The following is a 19,729-nucleotide window of genomic DNA, read 5'->3' on the forward strand; positions in this document are numbered from 1 at the left end:
TACCGATTTCGCGGCATTTCTTATCAGGAATGCAGGTTTTTCGGGTGCCGTTCATATCGATAAAAGCGCACCCGACGCGAAACAGTCGATAGATGAAATGGCGATTACCCTTTAAATTCGGATTTCCGTACGCGAAAGATTATTTCAAAGCACCGTCCCCACGATCACAAAATTCCATCTTTTGTCGCCCGTTTTATGGAAACGGTCTTTTTTAACCCAGACGCGATTTTGAAATTGATCAAATGGCCGCGGCGTCAAACATAAAGGGATAACAAGGGACCCACCCTTGCAGAATAACGAGCTTGCGCCAGGAGGCGACACCAGGATGAACGTTTTTTCCGACACTGCATTTGACGGCCATGAACAGGTTGTTTTTGCCAGTGATCCCGACACCGGTCTGAAAACCATTATTGCCGTGCACAATACCAATCTTGGCCCGTCGCTGGGCGGATGTCGCATGTGGCCTTATGCATCGGAACAGGAAGCCATTCACGATGTGCTGCGACTGTCACGCGGCATGACCTATAAGTCAGCCCTTGCCAATCTGCCGCTTGGCGGCGGGAAGTCGGTCATCATAGGTGACCCGCGCAGCCAAAAAACTCCTGAACTGTTTCGTGCCATGGGCCGTGCCGTGGAACGGGTCGGTGGGCGATACATCGTCGCCGAAGATGTCGGCACCAGCCCCGCAGACATGGAACAGATCGCAAGCCAGACCCAGCATGTCGGCGGGATCAATGACGGCAAAGACCCGGCGCGAACTGGCGATCCGTCACCCTTTACCGCGTATGGCGTGTTCATCGGCCTGAAGGAAGCAGTCCGGTTCAAAAACGGTCATGAAGATCTGGCGGGTCTGCGCGTTGCGGTTCAGGGACTTGGCAATGTCGGATATCACCTTTGCCGGATGCTGCATGCGGCGGGCGCGCGTCTGGTCGTTTCAGACCTGAATACGGACAGCGTTAACAGGGCGGTTGACGAATTCGGTGCCACCACCGTTTCCGTTGACGAAATCCTTTATACCGATGCGGATGTTCTGGCCCCTTGCGCGCTGGGCGGGGTCGTCAATGATCGCAGCATTGATAAAATCCGCGCCCGTATCATCGCCGGAGCAGCCAACAATCAGCTTGAAGCAGATCGCCACGGCGAGATGCTGCGCGAGGCAGGCATTCTTTATGCACCGGATTATGTGATCAATGCCGGGGGCGTGGTTGAAGTTTACTATTGCCGCGAAGGCAAGCCCGTAGCCGAAACCAACAAGCATATCGAAGGCATCGCCGACACCGTGCGGGAAATCTTTGAACGTGCAGACAGTCAAAACCTGTCGACCGGCTTTGTCGCGGATCGGCTGGCCGAAGAACGGTTCGGGAAGTCCTGATTGTCACCCTGCCCGCCTGTTACGACAGGCGGGCAGGAACGATACACCCCATGCAAGTCAGTTTTGACGGAATACAGGTGCCTCGATCACGCCGCCTGATATTTCGGAACCGATAACCGGATCGCTTTGGGCGACCTCGGGTTCTGATGCATGTCTGGGGGCCTGTATATCGGGCAAGCGCGCAGGATCGGAAAATTCGACAGACTGCGTTGATTTTCGGATAAACGTGGCCAGCTCATAAGCCTGCCCCGCCTTGATGCCCGAAGCGAGTCCGAACGTGATCGGCCCGTCGGCCCAGGTCGCAACGGAAAAGCCATCACGTTCATCGACCCGAAGATCGTAAACGCCCGTGTTCCAGCGTGGCTGAAGCAGCAGGACAAGTTTATCCCCCGTGTCGTTGACATAACCGATTTGCACAGCATTTCCGCCGTCTGTGTCGATTTCACGGTTTTCCTGCAAGTGATATCCTTGCGCTGAAAGATCCGGCACCCGCATTTGCAACATGATGTGGCCTGCCATTGACGATATGGTATTTGACCATTCCGGCCCCGATGCGTGAACGGTCGCAACAGGTGCCTGCGATGACGAAATTTTGGTATCCGACAAAGCAATGCCGTTGCGATAACCGTCAAGTGCGCTTGCGGCGATACTATCGCGTTGCGGCAAGTCGTCTGACGGGATCGTCCGGCCAAGATACCAGCCCCCGGAGGCCGCAAGCAGAATGCTGGCTGCGAACCCGGTTCGCATAAGCATCTGTGCATAACGGCCTGGTTGCGGCTGTTCAAGGACGGCGCGCAACCTGTCGGGAACCGGTTCATCAAGTACAGGGTCGTACAAACGATGAATGTCGTCATCCTGATGCATGAAGGCGATGATGCGTTCGGCCTGTTCCGGATGTTGTTTCAGATATTCTTCAACCTCTGCTCGGCGCGCGGGATCGCCATCAAGAGTCCCATCGGCGTAGGCAAGAAGGTCTATTTCATTTACCGGCTCATGTGGCTTGATCATTTCACCCTCCTGAGCTTCACGTTTGTTTTCCCGGAGTAAAGGCTGCGTAAACTGTCGCGCCCCCGGGATAGTCTGGATCGGACCGTGCCAACCGATATATCGAGCACCTCGGCTGCTTCGTCATAGGTGACGCCTTCAAGAGCGATCAAAAGGATGACGGCTTTCTGATTGGGCGGCAGTTTCTCCAGGGCCTGTCCGATATCCATGCAGACCATTCGCTTTTCCTGACGCGCAGGTACGGAGAGTTCCGGCACCGCGTCATCCATCGGTACCTCGGCCATCTTTTTGCGGTACTGATTTACGAACACATTATAGAGAATTTTAAACAGCCAGCTTCGAACGGACCCCGTTCGGCGCCAAAGATGGTGTTTGCGAATTGCCCGTTCCAGACAGTCCTGCACAAGATCATCCGCACGATCCCGGTCAGAGACCAGAGAACGCGCAAACCTGCGTAAATGAGGTATTTCACGCGAAATACGCCATTTGATATCGGTTGCGTCGTTTGCTTTTGTCATGACGCCTCAACAACAGCCTGTTGCGGCATTAAGTTCCGGAAAAATGCATTTTTTATGGAACCATTTGCCTTCAGGCGATGTCCGTCAGATGAAGGTCGGCATCAAGCCCGGCATCGACATGCATGAACCGGCAAAGAGGTATCCCCATGAAGCGCAAATTTCTGGCCTCTGTCGCATTTGCCTTGTGGACAGCCAGCCCCGTGATCGGAATTTCGGCTGTCCAAGCCCAAAGTACACAGCCACAGCAGAGCGACCAAGCTGCACCGGCAACAAGTTACAGCGATACACAACTAGAAGAGTATGCCGCGGCGGCTGTCGAGGTACGCGATCTGAACGTCAAATGGCAAAAGCGCGCCCAAAAAAGCGCCAACCCCGCCGAGGTCCAGAAAATCCGTCAGCAGGCCAGTGCCGAAATGGTTCAAGCCATTCGGGATGAAGGATTGTCGATCAAGGAATATAACGAAATCACCCAGGCCGCCCTTCAGAACCCGGAACTAAGCGAACGCATCAACAGCTTTGTCGAATAGCTTCGGAGCCTCCCTCAGAGTTTCCTCCCTGTACCGAAGCTCTTGACCCTCTCCCTTTTGGGCGAGGGTTCTTTTTTGCGCTCTTCCTCAAAGAAAAAGAAAAGCCGAAACAAGGTTCGGCTTTTCAGGTATCCGGTGCAACATCGGGGCAAAGGTAGGACATGTAATGTTGCGCCGGTGCGTGAGATCAGACGGATCAGTCTGCTCGCAACCCGAAGAACTTTGCATTGGCCATCACATGCAGATGTCCAAAGGGGCAGTATAAACAGTCGGTGCAAGCGCAGATCATGACCGCTTGACGACTATTTGAACAAGTTGGCCTGCATCCTGATCACGCCACTAAAACAACAAGCCAACCGAAGTAACATTCGGGTGAGGGCTGTGAGCGCTACTTCGTAAAAAACAACATCACGGCACCGCGAATAGTTCCATCACCGCAAAACAAAAAAAGCCCCCGTTTACGGAGGCTTTTATCAGACTGATGAAATTGCTGTGCCTGCCTATTCGGCGGCAATCGGTGCGGTATTTGCGGTGACAGCGGCTGCATCATCGCAATCGCAATTGCCGCAGGTTTTTGCCTGAAGCAATTCTGCACGCATATGGCAGGCGCATTTCCCGCATTGCGGGGCACAACCATGAAAACGGAATACATCTGCGGGACGGGTGGCACCACCTTCTTCGGCGGCACGGCGTACGTCACGTTCTTTTATCGCGTTACAAATGCAAACATACATCAGCGTAATTGCAATCAGTTATTAATTACGGCACCTCACCTGTAATCTACATGCGAATAGTTTTCAAACACTTTTGCAACAGAGCTTGAAAAAAAATCCCGCACAAACCGGCCGATTTGTGCGGGATTTTGAAAAAGTCATTTAATCACAAGGTGATCAGACCGTCGCGATGTGACTCACTACGCGTTTGACACCCTTGATGCGGCGAACGATCGACAACACCTTGTCGAGCTCCTCACTGCTTTGGGCATCCCCCATGATGTAGACGATGCTGTTTACAGACTGCCAGCGGTAGTTCACCGAACTCACCCCTTTTTCAGCCAATAACAAGGCCTTGATCTGACTTTCGATCCACACGTCAGAGCCGGTCTGGGTCGCCGAATCCGCGGGTACGGCATTTTTGCCATATTCGTCTTCAGCCTTGTGATATGCCTCGATGGTTGCGGCATCGGCAACTTCAAGATGGTCATAGACAGTCTTGATGCGGCTGTCCTGTTTGACCAGCGACATCACATCATAATATTTGCCTTTGGAATCGACCATGCCGGTGACCATCACCTGCTGCTTCCAGATATCGACATTTACATCGATAAGGTAGGTATGGTCGACCTTGGAGAATTCGCCAAGGATGCCGGACTTGATCTGGGTATCAAGCCACTGGTCATTCCCCGTCCGGTCTTCCAGCGGCATCTGTAACGGTCCACAGGCCGCAAGCGGTGTGGCCAGCAAGGCACATACCGAAACAGCCTTCATCGCGTTGCGCCAGCCTCGGGAAATCGTGATCATCTTTGTGCTCCTTCTCATGCCGGTGGATCGGCATATTCCAATTCTTCTGAACCACTAATACAGCAGATCGCAATAAAGCTTTAACGCCCTGAACTGCCAGTGGTTCCGGCACATCTTGTCGCAGGCGATTATGACAAAAAAAAGCCCTAACACGATTGCATCAGCCTGTTTCACGCAAGAAGCAATTCACACCCCGGCCAGAAAAGAAAAAGACCGGGGTTATTCACCCCGGCCGCAAGTGGCGGATATGGCTATCCGCTGGCTCATCACCCGGCTTGCCGGACGCCTGATATTCCGGTTTCCATAAACCGGATCAATTTTCTTCCATAGACATCAGCGATGCGTTACCGCCCGCAGCCGTCGTATTGATCGTGACGGTTTTCTCGGTCGCAAAACGATGCAGGAAAGCCTCATCAGGCAGTCCCCCGTCATCGTCTGCCCCGCTATCGGAAATCAGCGACAGGATCGCACCGTCACGCTTCGCCAGAAGCTGTTTGAAGGCGGTAACGCGATCAAGCGGTGCGACACAGGAAACACCAGCCACATCGCCGTCATACATCACGGCAATACCGACCTTGGACGCCACGACACGGATCAGCCCTGCCGGCAGTCCGGCATCGGTCGCTAGGCTTGCAAATTCAACCAGCCATTTTTGATCCCCGGCAACGATCACCGCATTGCCCGCAGCAAGTGCCGCAGCGATGTGGCGGATGACACGTGCTGCTTCGGCGTCCTTTTCCGCCTGCACCAGATAAACACCACGGCCAAGCATATAAAGGTCGTTGGTTTCACCGGTCGGCCCGGGCATTCGGGTCGGTGCAACAAAGCCGTTTTCCGAAATCGCGGCAAAGTTTGCGATCAGTTCGGCGTTTGCCGAAAGATCACCTTTCGACGATCCAGCCAATTTGGCGGCAAGATTTTCCAGAACACGGACGCGTTCATTGCCGTCTGTCGCCTGCCATTTGACCTGTGCGACCTGCAGGGCACGATATTCATCATCCGTCAGCGACGCCTTGATCACGATTGGCGAACGATCATCGGCAATCGCGGCACTACCTGCTGCCTTTTTTCCGGTCTCGGTTGCGGGTTTGGCAAACCGTTCGACATAGTGCGGGCCGCCTGCTTTTGGGCCGGTGCCAGATTTGCCCTGCCCACCGAATGGCTGCACGCCGACAACGGCCCCAATCATGTTCCGGTTCACATAGCAGTTGCCGACACGCAGCTTTTGCGAAATCTGGCGCACGGTGCTGTCGATACGCGAATGGATGCCCATCGTCAGGCCATAGCCCGACGCATTGATCTGATCAAGAACCTTGTCCAGATCACGTGCCTTGTAACGCACCACATGGACAACCGGCCCAAATACTTCGCGTTCCAGAACATCCAGCGACGGAATTTCGAAGCAATGCGGCGCAAAGAACGTCCCGTTTTCGCATTCCGGCAGAATATCACAGGCATGAAGCAGCTTTGCTTCTTTGGTCATGCGTTCTGCATGGGCGACAAGGGTTTTGCGAGATTTTTCGTCAATCACCGGTCCGACATCGATATCAAGGAATTTCGGATCACCGACACGCAGTTCCTTCATCGCGCCGACGAGCATGTGGCACAGCTTGTCTGCGATATCTTCCTGAACGAACAGAACACGCAGGGCCGAACAACGCTGCCCGGCGGACTGGAAGCCGGAAATGATTGCATCCTGTACCACCTGTTCGGGCAGTGCAGTTGAATCGACAATCATCGCGTTCTGGCCACCGGTTTCAGCAATCAGCGGCAGCGGAACACCCGGGCGTTTTGCCAACGCCTGATTGATGACCTGTGCGGTTTCTGTTGAACCGGTAAAGGCAACCCCGCCAATGCGCGGATCGTTGATCAGGATATTACCGATCACACGGCCCGGGCCAGGCAGCAGCGTAAATGCAGCCCCCGGCACGCCTGCAGCAAGGATAAGTTCAGCCGCCTTGGCCGCGACAAGCGACGTCTGTTCGGCCGGTTTGGCGATAACGGCGTTACCAGCCGCCAGTGCCGCGCTGACCTGGCCCAAGAAAATCGCAAGCGGGAAGTTCCAAGGGCTGATGCAGACGAAAATGCCGCGCCCTTCAAGGATACTGCCCTCGCGGAAGCTTTCTTCTGCCCGGTTCGCGTAATAACGGCAGAAATCGACAGCTTCGCGCACTTCGGCAACACCATCGGAATACAGTTTGCCTGCTTCGCGCTGGCAAAGAGCAATGAACTCGTCCATGTTGTGTTCAAGAAGATCGCCAAGACGACGCAGGCACGCCGCACGTTCCGCAGCCGGGGTCTTGTTCCAGATTTCATACCCTTTGGCGGCGGCAACAATCGCGACCTCGACATCTGCTTCACCGGCCTGAACCAGTTCGCCGACTTTCTCATTGCGGTTTGACGGGTTTAAAACATCAATCGCCTCGCCCGAAACAGGCTGGCCATCAATCAGCGGCGCAGCATGCCAGATTTTCCCCTGTATCGATGCCAGCTTTTCGGCCAACGGCAGAAGCTTGGTCGTATCGGTCAGATCAATGCCCTTGGAATTGACGCGACCAGCACCATAAAGATCAACCGGTGCCGGAATTTTCGGATGGGCCTTGCGTGGCAGGGCAGCCATCTTTTCCACCGGATCGGCGATCATTTCCTCGATCGGCAGCTGTTCGTCCTGAATACGATTCACAAAGCTGGTATTCGCCCCGTTTTCAAGCAGACGTCGGACAAGATAGGCCAGCAAATCCTCGTGGGTGCCAACAGGTGCATAAACACGGCACGGCACGTTTTCACCATTTTTATCGACAATCTGTTCATACAGGGCTTCGCCCATGCCATGAAGACGCTGGAATTCAAACGTCCGGTCATTGCCGGCCATTTCCAGAACCGATGCCACGGTGTGGGCATTGTGGCTGGCGAACTGGCAATAGAATGCGTCGCGGCGCGACAGCATGAAACGTGCACACGCCAGATAGGAAACATCGGTTGCGGCCTTGCGGGTGAAGACCGGATAACCTTCAAACCCGTTTTCCTGACTGTTCTTGACCTCGGTATCCCAATAGGCCCCTTTGACAAGGCGCACCATCATTTTGCGCCCGACCTTGACCGACAGGTCAGCAAGCCATTCCAGCACGTGATAGGCCCGTTTCTGATAGGCCTGCACCGCAAGACCATATCCTTCCCACCCCTCAAGATCGGGATCGGCAAACACTGCCCCGATCACATCAAGCGACAGATCCAGACGGTTGGCTTCCTCGGCATCAACGGTAAAACCGATGTCATATTTCTTGGCCAGCAGCGCAAGCTGTTTGAGGCGCGGCACAAGTTCATTCATGACGCGATCATAATTGGCGAAATCATAACGCGGATGGATCGCCGAAAGCTTTACCGAGATGCCAGGGCTGTTGATCGGGCCGCGATTATTCGCGACCTTGCCGATATCGTTGATCGCATCGACATAGGATTTGAAATAGCGATCCGCGTCTTCCATGGTACGCGCGGCCTCGCCCAGCATGTCATAGGAATAGCGATAGCCTTTTTCCTCGTTCGTCTTCGCCCGTTCGGCGGCCTCCGCAATCGTGCGGCCCATTACGAACTGACGCCCCATAATGCGCATGGCATGGTTGAATGCCTTACGGATTACCGGCTCGCCCGAGCGTGCGATCATGCGTTTAAGCAACGCGCCCGGATCGGCCTTTTCCGCCTTGCCGAACTTGATCACCTTCCCCGTTAGCATCAGTCCCCAGGTCGATGCATTAACAAAGAAGCTGTCGGAATGGCCAAGGTGGCTTTGCCAGTTGGCGTCAAACAGCTTGTCTTGGATCAGCTTGTCGGCGGTGACCGCATCAGGAACGCGCAAAAGTGCCTCCGCAAGGCACATCAGGATGACGCCTTCCTTGCTTGAAAGCTCATACTCATGAAGCAGCGCATCGATGCCGCTTTTGCCATTATCGGCTTTGCGAACCCGCGCTACAAGCTGATAAGCCCGATCCTGAACGCGCGCCGATTGTTCGGGAGCCAGTCGGGCAGCCTCAATCATGCGTTCAACAACAACTTCTTCGTCAGTCCGATATGTTTCGCGGATTTTTGCGCGGATTTCGTTGGCTTGGGGCATATCGATGCGGAACATGGCGATGGCTTCTCCCTGCAAATGCAATTCTCCGGTTCCTTATGGGGAACGCAGAGTTTTCTCCTCATATGGCCACAAACAATATATATGCACTCAAAAAATGTGCTGCCATTTTCCCCAAAAATACGATATATCATCCATTGAAAAACTTTTAGTGCAGTTATAAACACTGGTTATTAGATTAAAATGCAGAAGAATCATAAAAGCCTGGACAAGATTGACAAACAGATCCTGCGCGAACTTCAAAACGACGGACGCATGTCGAACGTTGAACTGTCACGTCGCGTCAATCTTAGCCCGACACCGTGCCTCGAACGTGTTCGCCGCCTTGAACAACACGGCTTCATCACCGGTTATATGGCGCTACTTGACCCCCGCAAACTCAATCAGTCGCTGGTGGTTTTTGTCGAAATAACGCTGGATCGGACGACCCCGGACGTATTTGACGTGTTTGCCACAGCGATCCGCAAACTGCCGGAAATCGAAGAATGTCACATGGTCGCAGGCGGCTTTGATTACCTGATGAAACTTCGGGTTGCCGATATGTATGCCTATCGCGAATTCCTTGAACGCCTGTCCTCTGTTCAGGGTGTCAGCCAAACTCATACATATGTCGTGATGGAAGAAGTAAAAGTACGCCCCGGCATCACGATCCCGTAAATTCGATCAATTTTGTTGCAATACAATTGCTTAGTAGCGCACTATCACCAAGCCATCTTTCCGATGGCTTTGCCGGTATCGCCACATGGCACTCTGTTTTGCGTCATTAATTACGGGCCCCACAGCATGTCGGAAGTCTCTTTTTATTTCGATTTCTCGTCACCTTACGGTTATCTCGCGGCTGAACGCATTGATGCCTTTGAGGCCAGAACCGGCGTTACGGTCAACTGGTACCCGTTCATGATCGGTGCGGCCTTCAAACAGACCGGACAAAGCCCGTTATTGAGCCAACCCATTCGCGGCGATTATTTCAAACGCGACATGGAACGCTGCGCAAAAATGCAAAATACACCGTTTCAGGTCCCGGAAAAATTCCCCTATTCCGCACTGGTACCGACCCGTGCCTATTACTGGATTGCGTCAACAAAACCTGCGCTAGCGATCAAGTTTGCAAAGGACGTCTATCGCGGATATTTCGCAGACGGACTGGATATGTCCGACCCGGAAGTTGTCTTTGCCACAGCCACCCGACATTCCATTGATGCCGGGGAAATCCGCGAGGCTGTTGAAAACCCGAAATGGAAGCAGCACGTCCGCGAAGTTACCAACGAAGCCATTGCACGCGGTGCCTTCGGGTCCCCGTTCTTTTTCTATGAAGAAGAAGCCTTTTTCGGGAATGACCGGCTTGAACATCTTGAACGCTGGATCAAACTGCGCAAACAGATCAGCGACTGATGGCACCAGAAAACCATCGCAATCACGGCCATCTAGATCTTTGAAACATCTATGACTTTTTCGATAAAATCGCATATTCGAAATACCGTCTACCGCCCCAAATCCACGCTGTTTTTTTGATATACGTAAATTCGGTACTGGATTACCTATTTAATCTTGACGTTTACGTAAACTTCCACCATAACAGCAGTCATAAACGCCATTCACTTCGGGATAGATTCCTCATGAAATCGATCCCTGCAACAGACGGTGTCGATTGACGATGACGGTTCTGAAATCTGCGGTAAATCCCCGCTCGGAAGATTTCCGCAACAATGCCCAGCAGATGGAACAACTGGTTGCCGATCTTCGTGATCAGATCACGCAGATCAAGCTTGGCGGTGGTGAGCGCGCACGTGATCGCCACACCGGCCGCGGCAAACTTTTGCCCCGCGAACGTATCCGTCAATTGCTCGATATCGGGTCCCCGTTCCTTGAGCTTTCCCAGCTTGCCGCCTATGGCATGTATGACGATGAAGACGTTCCTGCGGCGGGCATCATCACCGGCATTGGCAGGGTTTCAGGCGTTGAATGCGTCATCGTTGCCAATGATGCAACGGTCAAGGGCGGCTCCTATTACCCGATGACGGTCAAAAAGCATCTGCGCGCACAGGAAATCGCACTCGAAAACAACCTGCCCTGCATTTATCTGGTGGATAGTGGCGGGGCGAACCTGCCCCGTCAGGACGATGTTTTCCCGGATCGCGATCATTTTGGCCGCATCTTTTTCAATCAGGCAACCATGTCATCCAAAGGCATTCCGCAGATCGCGGTTGTCATGGGGTCCTGTACGGCGGGCGGGGCCTATGTCCCCGCCATGTCGGATGAAAGTATTATCGTCCGCAAACAGGGCACGATCTTTTTGGGGGGGCCGCCTCTGGTGAAGGCTGCAACCGGCGAAGTCGTTTCAGCCGAAGACCTTGGCGGTGCGGATGTTCACTGTAAAACATCCGGCGTCACCGATCATTATGCACAGGATGACGCGCATGCATTGTCCATCGCACGTGATATCGTCAAGAACCTTAACTGGACGAAAAATCCCGGCCTGACCCTGACTGCACCGCGCGACCCGGCATATGACCCGCGCGAGATTTATGGCGTCATTCCAAGCGATTCCAAAAAACCCTATGACGTGCGCGAAGTCATTGCCCGCATCGTTGACGGATCGGACTTTGACGAGTTCAAGGCTCAGTATGGCACGACACTGGTTAACGGCTTTGCCCGCATTTTCGGCTATCCGGTCGGGATTATTGCCAATAACGGCATCCTGTTTTCCGAAAGTGCGCTTAAAGGCGCGCATTTCATCGAACTTTGCTGCCAGCGCGGTATTCCATTGGTGTTCCTGCAAAACATCACCGGATTCATGATTGGCCGCAAATATGAAAGCGGCGGGATTGCCAAGGATGGCGCGAAACTGGTTACCGCCGTTGCAACAGCCAAGGTTCCTAAATTCACGGTTCTGATCGGTGGATCATTTGGCGCAGGCAACTATGGCATGTGTGGCCGCGCCTATAGCCCCCGCTTCCTGTGGATGTGGCCCAATGCCCGCATTTCAGTCATGGGCGGGGAACAGGCGGCAAATGTTTTGACCCAAATCCGCGCCGATGCACAGGAAAAGCGCGGTGAAACATGGCCCATAGAAGAACAGGAAGCCTTCAAAGGCCCGATCCGCGACCAGTATGAAGAACAGGGTCACCCCTATTACGCGTCTGCGCGACTTTGGGATGACGGGGTAATTGACCCGGCCGATACCCGCATGGTTCTTGGTCTTGGCCTTTCGGCGGCACTCAACAAACCGGTTGAGGAAACACGCTTTGGCGTGTTCCGGATGTGAGGCTGGCATGAGCAATGTAAACACCGATAACACCGATCCATCTACCGATGCCGTGATATGCCAGATCAGCGCATCGGGTGTTGCCCGCATTACGTTGAATCGTCCGGAAATCCACAACGCGTTTGACGATGTCCTGATCGGCGATCTGACAGCCAAGCTGGATGCGCTGAATGCCGATCCGGTGGTGCGCGTGGTGATCCTGACAGGTGCAGGCAAAAGCTTTTCTGCTGGTGCCGACCTTAACTGGATGAAACGCATGGCGGGTTACAGCCATACGGAAAACCTTGCCGATTCTCGTGCATTGGCGCGGTTGATGAAGACGCTTAATTTCTGCAGCAAACCGACCATCGGGCTTATCAACGGGGCCGCATTTGGCGGCGGAGTTGGGTTGGCCGCGTGCTGTGACATCGTGATTGCATCTGATCGGGCCAGTTTCTGCCTGTCAGAGGTCAAGCTCGGCCTGATTCCGGCGGTTATTTCGCCCTATGTGGTCGAGGCCATCGGCGTATCGCAGGCCCGTCGCTATTTTCTGACGGCGGAACGCTTTGATGCCGCGACCGCCCTTGCCATCGGATTGGTACATGAAATTGTTTCAGGTGACGATCTGACCGCACGGGGTGATGCCATGGCAAAGCTGTTACTGGCCAATGGGCCGGGTGCCATGAATGCAGCAAAATCGCTGATTTATGCGGTTGCCAACAAACCGATTGACGATGATGTCATTGACGATACCGCACGACGCATTGCCGATCAGCGCGCAAGCGCCGAAGGCCGTGAAGGTGTCAGTGCATTTCTTGAAAAACGCCCCCCGAAGTGGAGTGAGAATTAATCATGCCGCGCAAAATACTGATCGCCAACCGTGGTGAAATTGCCTGCCGCGTGATTGAAACCGCACGCCGCATGGGCATCCAGACCGTCGCAGTTTATTCCGACGCGGATGCCAATGCCCTGCATGTCAAACGTGCCGACGAAGCCTATCACATCGGCGGTCCGGCCCCGAAAGACAGCTATCTGCGCGTTGATCGTTTACTTGAAGTCATTGCGCAATCGGGTGCCGATGCGGTTCATCCGGGTTATGGCTTCCTGTCGGAAAATGCCGTTTTTGCCGATGCGCTGGAAAAAGCCGGCTGCGTCTTTGTCGGCCCGCCGGCAAGTGCGATCCGTGCGATGGGTTCAAAATCCGAAGCCAAGAAAATCATGGGCAAGGCCGGTGTGCCGCTGGTGCCGGGCTATCACGGTGAGGATCAGGACCCGGACCTTCTGGCTGCCGAGGCGGACAAGATCGGTTATCCGGTCCTGATCAAGGCGTCGGCAGGTGGCGGCGGCAAAGGCATGCGTGCGGTTGAAAAATCCGCCGATTTCAGAGATGCGTTGATCAGTTGCAAGCGCGAGGCTGCAAGCAGCTTTGGAGATGATCATTGCCTGATTGAAAAGCTGATCGTCAAACCGCGCCATGTTGAAATTCAGGTCTTTGCCGACAGCCATGGCAGTGCGGTTTATCTGTTTGAACGTGACTGTTCCCTACAACGCCGCCATCAGAAAGTTATTGAGGAAGCCCCTGCCCCGAACATGCCCGAAGATCTTCGCGCCGAGATGGGCAAAGCCGCCGTCGATGCTGCCAAGGCGATTGGCTATCAGGGTGCTGGCACGGTTGAATTCCTGCTTGATGCGTCGGGTGCGTTCTATTTCATGGAAATGAACACGCGGCTTCAGGTCGAACATCCGGTGACCGAGATGATCACCGGCGAGGATCTGGTCGAATGGCAATTGCGTGTTGCTGACGGTGAAAAGCTGCCCAAGGCACAGGAAGAACTGACCATTAACGGGCATGCCTTTGAAGTCCGCCTGTATGCCGAAGACCCGCATAATGATTTCCTGCCCGCTACGGGCAGGCTTGTGCATATGCGTATGCCTGCGGCCAATGATCACGTGCGGATCGATACGGGCGTTTACGAAGGTGGCGAGGTATCCATTCATTATGACCCGATGATCGCAAAGCTGATCACCTGGGATACGGATCGCACATCGGCACTGCGCCGGATGGCAACGGCCCTTAATGATGTGCAGATTGTCGGCGTAACGACCAATACCGGCTTCCTTGCCAATATTGCCCGCCACCCGGCCTTCGTGCGCGGTGAGGTCGAAACCGGTTTCATCGGTCAGTATCTCGACGATCTGATCCCCGCCCCGGCGGCGCCTGACAATGATGCGCTTGCCTTTGCCGCACTTGATATCCTGATGCTTCGTGATGCCGAGGCCAAAAGCCATGCCGCACAAAGCAGCGACCCTTTTTCCCCATGGCACAGCACATCGGGATGGCGTCTGAACGATGATAATCACCATGATCTGATCCTGCGTCATGACGGGACGGACCTGAAGATCAAGGTGCATTATCGCGCAGCCGGTTATGTGATTGATATGCCCGACGGCAGTTCGATCACAGCCCACGCCGAGATTGCCGTTGATGGCACCATTCAGGCTACCTTTGACAAGGTCCGAAAACGCGCCAGCGTCCTTCGTGATGGTAACCGCCTGACGATTTTCCGCGACGGGCGTTCTGACCGGCTGGAGATTTTTGATCCGGTTGCCGCCGCGGGCAGCCATGAAGGCACCGGCGGCGGATTAACCGCACCGATGCCCGGTAAAATCATTGCCGTGCTGGCCGAACCGGGGCAATCTGTTGTGGCGGGCGACAAGCTTGTTGTGATGGAAGCAATGAAAATGGAACACACCATTTCAGCACCGGTTTCTGGCAAGGTTCGCGAGATATTCTTTGCTGTTGGCGATCAGGTTGATGACGGCGCCGAATTGATCACCATCGAGGAGGCAGAGTAGTATGCCCCGCCTTTCCGGTCTACCAGAGCGGGTCAAAATCGTCGAAGTCGGTCCGCGTGACGGATTGCAGAACGAAAAGACCATGGTATCGACCGACATCAAGGTCGAACTGATCCATCGCCTTTGCGATGCTGGTCTTTCGGTCATCGAAGCCACCGCCTTTGTCAGCCCGAAATGGGTCCCGCAAATGGCCGACGCATCGGACGTCATGACCCGCATTTCGCGCAAACCGGGCGTCACCTATCCGGTTCTGGCCCCCAACCTGAAAGGCCTAGAATCCGCCATAGAGGCGGGCGCGACCGAAGTTGCGGTTTTTGGTGCGGCATCGGAAAGCTTTTCGCAGAAGAACATCAATTGCTCCATTGCCGAAAGCCTTGATCGGTTCCGTCCGGTTGTGAGCGCCGCACGCGATGCCAACATCGCCGTGCGCGGGTATGTTTCCTGCGTTCTTGGCTGCCCGTACGAGGGCGAGATTGCCCCGCAAAAGGTCGCCGATGTCGCAAAGGCCCTGTTTGACATGGGGGCATATGAAATCAGTCTTGGCGATACCATCGGCACCGGCACACCGGGCAAGTCGCAGGCGATGATCGAAGCCGTCGCAACCCATGTCGCCATCGAAAACCTCGCCGCTCATTTCCACGACACTTATGGTCAGGCATTGGCAAACCTTCTTGCCGTTCTGCAGATGGGGATTGCAACGATTGACAGCTCGGTCGCCGGGCTTGGCGGATGCCCCTATGCCAAGGGCGCAAGCGGCAATGTCGCCACTGAAGATGTCGTCTATATGCTGAATGGCTTGGGCATCGACACCGGTATCAATCTTGAAAAGCTTGCCGAAACCGGTAGCTGGATCACGGCAAAGATCGGTAGGGCATCCGAATCAAAGGCCAATCTGGCGCTAGCCGCCAAACGCGACACTGTCGGGGCCTGATCGCTATGGCCAGCGCCGAGACATATCGTTTCCGGCGGGCCCTCCCCAGTGATTTACCCATGATACGGCGCTGGCTGCGTGTGCCGGAAGTCGCGCGTTGGTGGGGGGATCCTGCTGAGCAAATCGAACTGATCACCGAAGACATCGAACTGCCGGAAATGGCGACACTTGTCGTATCCTATCGCAATCGCCCCTTTGCCTTTGCACAGCATTATGATGCGCATCAATGGCCCCAACCCCATTTATCCCATTTGCCCAAAGGCACGCGCTGCATCGACGCGTTCATTGGCGCCCCCGACATGATGGGATGCGGCCATGGGAAGATGTTCCTGCGATTGTTGGCGCAAATGCTGATTGATCGCGGTGCACCGTTGGTTGCGATTGATCCCGACCCGGAAAATGTACGAGCCCGCAAAAGCTATGAGGCCGCCGGTTTCATTGGTGACACCGAATATGAAACCGGCGATGGCCCCTGTGTTTTGATGCAGTTCAAGCCATAGACAGACTAGGCCGCCTTGACTGCAGTCAGGAAAGTTTCAACCTTTAGCTGCAGGGTTTCAGCCTGTTCGGACAGCTCACCCGACGCATTCAAAACTTGCTCAGCAGCGGCACCGGTTGATGTTGCAGCTTCATTAACACCGTGAATATTTTCAGTTACCTCGCTTGTTCCGGCTGATGCCTGCTGAACATTTCGAGTGATCTCCTCGGTCGCAGCCCCCTGCTGCTCGACCGCGCTTGCAATCGTTGCTGCAATCTCGCTGATTTCGGCAATCGTACTGCCGATGGAATCAATCGCAACCACCGCACCTTCTGTTTCTGTCTGAATTCCGGTGATCTGGGCGGTAATTTGTTCAGTTGCCTTTGATGTCGCATTGGCCAGATTCTTGACCTCGGCCGCAACCACAGCAAAACCTTTGCCCGCCTCGCCTGCCCGCGCGGCTTCAATCGTTGCATTCAACGCCAGAAGGTTGGTTTGTGCGGCAATGTCGCTGATCAATCCAACCACATCACCGATCTTCTGGGCAGCTTCTGCAAGCCCGCGTACCTGCGCGTTGGTATTCTCCGCCTCGGACACAGCCTTGCTTGCCACTTGTGCAGACTGATTGACCTGATGACTGATTTCGGAAATCGAGGCGCTGAGCTCCTCAGACGCGCTGGCGACGGTTTGAACGTTGTTTGATGCCTGCTCGGCTGCGGCCGACACCACCGTCGCCTGTCGGCTGGTTTCCTCAGCCGTCGCCGTCATTGACGTTGCTGTCGCCTGCATTTCTGTCGCGGCCGAAGAAACACTATTCAGTACAGCAGAAACATCCGCATCAAAATCGTTGGTCAGCTTCTCAATTGTTTTTGCACGGGCTTCCCGCTGTCTCTGAGCTTCTGCTTCCTGCCCTGCAAGCTGTTCTGCTCGGATCATGTTTTCTTTAAAGACCAGAACTGCTTTTGCCATATCACCAATCTCGTCACGGTGATCCTGACCGGGAATGCCTATTGTTTTGTCACCACTTGCCAACTTATTCATTGCATCCGTGATGGCACGCACAGGCCTTGAAATGCCAGCACCAATGAGCCACGCTGCGAGTATCCCGATCAAGACGGCAATTGCCGCGAGAACTTCGGCTGTAATAACAGCATCCTCAAGAGCCTTGGCAGCATTAGGACCAAGCTGGTCCTGTTCCGCCTTGATCTCGAGCTTGAGCTTTTCCAGATTTTGGGCAATGACAGGCCCGATACGGTCAAGCGCACCAGACACAAGAGCATCACGCCCAGCATCCGATGCGTCCATGGCGGCGACTTTGTTAAAGGTTTCAAGATATTCTTTTAAAGCAGCATCTGCTGAAACCGCAACTTCGCGGCGGGCAGGTTCGTCAATCATGGTTGCAAGTTCGTTATTCAAATCAATTGCCGACTGCAACCGGCTCGATACCGTGTCTTTTGACGCTTGCTTTCCGCTAAGCAGAAAATCTTTCACCGCTACACGTGCTTCCAGCAAATTGGCCTGAACCCGCCCGGCTTGATTGGATTGCAGCGCTGTCGCCCGATAACGCGTAAAATCGTCATCTGCACTGCTTAAGGATGCGACCGCCAACACCGACATCAATACAAGTAAAAGGAGAACAATACCAAATCCACCAAAGACCTTCGGTGCAATTTTAAATCGTTTTAGAATATTTGTCATTTTCCGTACCCCATAATGTTTCGCCACCCTTCGCGTTATATGGGATACAGAAAAATGATTTCATTGTGAATAATGTGACCTTATTCACACCAAACAAATCCGGACATCTCACCAGAAATCCGCTTTAAACTTCACTTACCTTAAGTTGATCCGGAAAGATTATACGCCTCAGCCGACCACCTCCCGCACGCGAGACGATAACTGACAACAGCTGTGATCGTACCGAACAAGACAATGCCCGCAGCCTGCCCCGCCAGAACCCCGGGGGCGCCCATATAGTAGCTCCCCAGCCAGACCAGGGGGATTACCCCCAAAAGTTCCTTCGCAAGATCAAATGTCATTGCAAGATTAGGCCGCCCGGTGACGTTAAAGAAGGTATGCGATGAAAACTGCAGACCAAGGAACACATAAAAGGGTGCCGTAAAACTGCAAAAGATCGAAAGATACGCTACGGTTTGATCGGTTGCGCTGAAAAGTGCTGCAATCTGACCCTGAAACAGGAACAGGGCAGTGCAGACTATCGCCCCGTAAACCACCACCAGCCCCCATACATTGTGCCAGATTCTGCGTACCCGCCCGGCCTTTGCTGCGGCAAAGTTCTGGCCAATGATCGGGCCGATTGCCTGGGGCAACGCCATGTAACCAACAAATACGAACGGCCCGATACGTTCAATGATCGCCATAGCCGCCACCGCATCGGGCCCAAACTTTGCCATGCTGGACATGATAAAGGCACTGGCGATTGGCGGGCCGATCTTTGCCAATCCGACCGGTACGGTTACACGCGCAATATCACGGATGTCCTTCCGAAACAGCGTCGCATCAAACCGGCCAAGCATGTGATGAACGTTACGAACACCATAAAAGGCCACCGCCATGATGGCGATCCGTGACACAACCGTTGCCCATGCCGCCCCTTCGACACCCCAATCAAAACCAAAGATGAAAATGGGATCGAGGACTGCATTGACTGCGGCACCGGTCATTTTCGACCACATGGCACGTTGCTTCGCCCCGATCGCACGCAATAATGCCCCTGATGACATGCTCAGAACCAAAACCGGCAAACACAGGATCACGATCTGCACATATATGACACCAACGTCGCGCGCCTTGCCGACCGCCCCGAACACATCAAGCATCCAAGGTGCCGACAGCCACAAAACAACTGTCATCACACCAGATAGCACAAGACCGAATACCAGAATATGCGTGGCATAAATTTTTGCCCGGTTCCGATCACCAAGCCCCTCGGCACGGGAAACAAGTGCCGTCATCGCGGTCGAGATACCCAACGAAACCGCAAGGGTAAAAAAGATAATCGGCCACGCAAAGCCAAGACCGGCGATGATTTCAACATCGCCCAGAAGGCTCAGGAAAAACAGATCAAGCGCATCAACCAGCACCATCGCCACAAGCGCAAGCATGCTGGTATGCGCCATTGAAAATATGTG

15 protein-coding genes and 1 pseudogene are annotated in these 19,729 nt (G+C 54.2%); 9 read left to right on the forward strand and 7 right to left on the reverse strand.

The window, feature by feature from the left end:
* Positions 1-325: 325 nt before the first annotated feature.
* Complete coding sequence (locus R1T41_RS21050) at positions 326-1,372, forward strand: Glu/Leu/Phe/Val dehydrogenase dimerization domain-containing protein (RefSeq protein ID WP_062952069.1); 1,047 nt, start codon at positions 326-328, stop codon at positions 1,370-1,372.
* 57 nt (positions 1,373-1,429) lie between these two features.
* Here R1T41_RS21050 and R1T41_RS21055 read toward each other — a convergent pair whose 3' ends face one another.
* Together R1T41_RS21055 and R1T41_RS21060 are read right to left on the reverse strand one after the other, a co-directional pair.
* Positions 1,430-2,380 (reverse strand): hypothetical protein, encoded by a 951-nt coding sequence (locus R1T41_RS21055; RefSeq protein ID WP_317339063.1) that lies wholly within the window; start codon positions 2,378-2,380, stop codon positions 1,430-1,432.
* Positions 2,377-2,895, reverse strand: coding sequence for an RNA polymerase sigma factor (locus R1T41_RS21060; RefSeq protein WP_317339064.1), 519 nt, complete (start codon positions 2,893-2,895; stop codon positions 2,377-2,379). Before R1T41_RS21060 ends, R1T41_RS21055 begins: the two co-directional genes overlap by 4 nt.
* 146 nt (positions 2,896-3,041) lie before the next feature.
* Here R1T41_RS21060 and R1T41_RS21065 point away from each other — a divergent pair, with 146 nt between their 5' ends.
* Entirely contained in the window at positions 3,042-3,422 is a 381-nt protein-coding gene (locus R1T41_RS21065) for a DUF4168 domain-containing protein (protein WP_317339065.1), read from the forward strand.
* A gap of 608 nt (positions 3,423-4,030) precedes the next feature.
* On the opposite strand, the pseudogene R1T41_RS21070 reads toward R1T41_RS21065, so the two are convergent.
* The 3 genes and pseudogenes from R1T41_RS21070 to putA all read right to left on the reverse strand — a co-directional run.
* Positions 4,031-4,156: pseudogene (locus R1T41_RS21070) on the reverse strand (bacterioferritin-associated ferredoxin); the annotation flags it as partial.
* A 156-nt stretch (positions 4,157-4,312) separates the two neighbouring features.
* The gene (locus R1T41_RS21075) at positions 4,313-4,942 is read right to left on the reverse strand and encodes a BON domain-containing protein (RefSeq protein ID WP_062959491.1); all 630 of its coding nucleotides are present in this window, start codon (positions 4,940-4,942) and stop codon (positions 4,313-4,315) included.
* A gap of 313 nt (positions 4,943-5,255) precedes the next feature.
* The gene (putA, locus tag R1T41_RS21080; RefSeq protein WP_317339066.1) at positions 5,256-9,092 is read right to left on the reverse strand and encodes a bifunctional proline dehydrogenase/L-glutamate gamma-semialdehyde dehydrogenase PutA; all 3,837 of its coding nucleotides are present in this window, start codon (positions 9,090-9,092) and stop codon (positions 5,256-5,258) included.
* A 159-nt stretch (positions 9,093-9,251) separates the two neighbouring features.
* On the opposite strand from putA, the gene R1T41_RS21085 reads away from it, so the two are divergent.
* The 7 genes from R1T41_RS21085 to R1T41_RS21115 all read left to right on the forward strand — a co-directional run bounded on the left by R1T41_RS21085 (position 9,252) and on the right by R1T41_RS21115 (position 16,599).
* Positions 9,252-9,725 carry an Lrp/AsnC ligand binding domain-containing protein gene (locus R1T41_RS21085; protein ID WP_007090318.1) on the forward strand — a complete coding sequence of 158 codons (474 nt, stop codon included), beginning with the start codon at positions 9,252-9,254 and terminating at the stop codon, positions 9,723-9,725.
* Between the two features lie 126 nt (positions 9,726-9,851).
* Complete coding sequence (locus R1T41_RS21090; RefSeq protein WP_317339067.1) at positions 9,852-10,460, forward strand: 2-hydroxychromene-2-carboxylate isomerase; 609 nt, start codon at positions 9,852-9,854, stop codon at positions 10,458-10,460.
* 262 nt (positions 10,461-10,722) lie between these two features.
* Positions 10,723-12,333, forward strand: coding sequence for a carboxyl transferase domain-containing protein (locus tag R1T41_RS21095; protein WP_317339069.1), 1,611 nt, complete (start codon positions 10,723-10,725; stop codon positions 12,331-12,333).
* Between the two features lie 7 nt (positions 12,334-12,340).
* Positions 12,341-13,162, forward strand: a complete 822-nt coding sequence (locus R1T41_RS21100) for an enoyl-CoA hydratase/isomerase family protein (protein WP_317339070.1) — start codon at positions 12,341-12,343, stop codon at positions 13,160-13,162.
* A 2-nt stretch (positions 13,163-13,164) separates the two neighbouring features.
* Positions 13,165-15,168, forward strand: coding sequence for an acetyl/propionyl/methylcrotonyl-CoA carboxylase subunit alpha (locus R1T41_RS21105; protein WP_317339071.1), 2,004 nt, complete (start codon positions 13,165-13,167; stop codon positions 15,166-15,168).
* Position 15,169: 1 nt separating this feature from the next.
* Entirely contained in the window at positions 15,170-16,099 is a 930-nt protein-coding gene (locus tag R1T41_RS21110) for a hydroxymethylglutaryl-CoA lyase (protein ID WP_317339073.1), read from the forward strand.
* A 5-nt stretch (positions 16,100-16,104) separates the two neighbouring features.
* The gene (locus R1T41_RS21115; protein WP_317339074.1) at positions 16,105-16,599 is read left to right on the forward strand and encodes a GNAT family N-acetyltransferase; all 495 of its coding nucleotides are present in this window, start codon (positions 16,105-16,107) and stop codon (positions 16,597-16,599) included.
* 5 nt (positions 16,600-16,604) lie between these two features.
* On the opposite strand, the gene R1T41_RS21120 is transcribed toward R1T41_RS21115, so the two are convergent.
* Together R1T41_RS21120 and R1T41_RS21125 are read right to left on the reverse strand one after the other, a co-directional pair.
* Positions 16,605-18,275: a methyl-accepting chemotaxis protein gene (locus R1T41_RS21120; RefSeq protein ID WP_411045569.1), complete on the reverse strand. Its 1,671-nt coding sequence runs from the start codon at positions 18,273-18,275 to the stop codon at positions 16,605-16,607.
* Positions 18,276-18,415: 140 nt separating this feature from the next.
* Complete coding sequence (locus R1T41_RS21125; RefSeq protein WP_317339077.1) at positions 18,416-19,717, reverse strand: MATE family efflux transporter; 1,302 nt, start codon at positions 19,715-19,717, stop codon at positions 18,416-18,418.
* Positions 19,718-19,729: the final 12 nt, after the last annotated feature.

It is taken from the genome of Thalassospira lucentensis (assembly GCF_032921865.1).
Taxonomy (GTDB): domain Bacteria; phylum Pseudomonadota; class Alphaproteobacteria; order Rhodospirillales; family Thalassospiraceae; genus Thalassospira; species Thalassospira lucentensis_A.

Excerpts from the sequence above, each read along its gene's own strand:
- R1T41_RS21050 (WP_062952069.1), top strand. The coding sequence starts at position 326 with ATGAACGTTTTTTCCGACACTGCATTTGACGGCCATGAACAGGTTGTT.
- R1T41_RS21055 (WP_317339063.1), bottom strand. The coding sequence starts at position 2,380 with ATGATCAAGCCACATGAGCCGGTAAATGAAATAGACCTTCTTGCCTAC.
- R1T41_RS21060 (WP_317339064.1), bottom strand. The coding sequence starts at position 2,895 with ATGACAAAAGCAAACGACGCAACCGATATCAAATGGCGTATTTCGCGT.
- R1T41_RS21065 (WP_317339065.1), top strand. The coding sequence starts at position 3,042 with ATGAAGCGCAAATTTCTGGCCTCTGTCGCATTTGCCTTGTGGACAGCC.
- R1T41_RS21075 (WP_062959491.1), bottom strand. The coding sequence starts at position 4,942 with ATGATCACGATTTCCCGAGGCTGGCGCAACGCGATGAAGGCTGTTTCG.
- R1T41_RS21085 (WP_007090318.1), top strand. The coding sequence starts at position 9,252 with ATGCAGAAGAATCATAAAAGCCTGGACAAGATTGACAAACAGATCCTG.
- R1T41_RS21090 (WP_317339067.1), top strand. The coding sequence starts at position 9,852 with ATGTCGGAAGTCTCTTTTTATTTCGATTTCTCGTCACCTTACGGTTAT.
- R1T41_RS21095 (WP_317339069.1), top strand. The coding sequence starts at position 10,723 with ATGACGGTTCTGAAATCTGCGGTAAATCCCCGCTCGGAAGATTTCCGC.
- R1T41_RS21100 (WP_317339070.1), top strand. The coding sequence starts at position 12,341 with ATGAGCAATGTAAACACCGATAACACCGATCCATCTACCGATGCCGTG.
- R1T41_RS21105 (WP_317339071.1), top strand. The coding sequence starts at position 13,165 with ATGCCGCGCAAAATACTGATCGCCAACCGTGGTGAAATTGCCTGCCGC.
- R1T41_RS21110 (WP_317339073.1), top strand. The coding sequence starts at position 15,170 with ATGCCCCGCCTTTCCGGTCTACCAGAGCGGGTCAAAATCGTCGAAGTC.
- R1T41_RS21115 (WP_317339074.1), top strand. The coding sequence starts at position 16,105 with ATGGCCAGCGCCGAGACATATCGTTTCCGGCGGGCCCTCCCCAGTGAT.
- R1T41_RS21120 (WP_411045569.1), bottom strand. The coding sequence starts at position 18,275 with ATGACAAATATTCTAAAACGATTTAAAATTGCACCGAAGGTCTTTGGT.
- R1T41_RS21125 (WP_317339077.1), bottom strand. The coding sequence starts at position 19,717 with ATGGCGCATACCAGCATGCTTGCGCTTGTGGCGATGGTGCTGGTTGAT.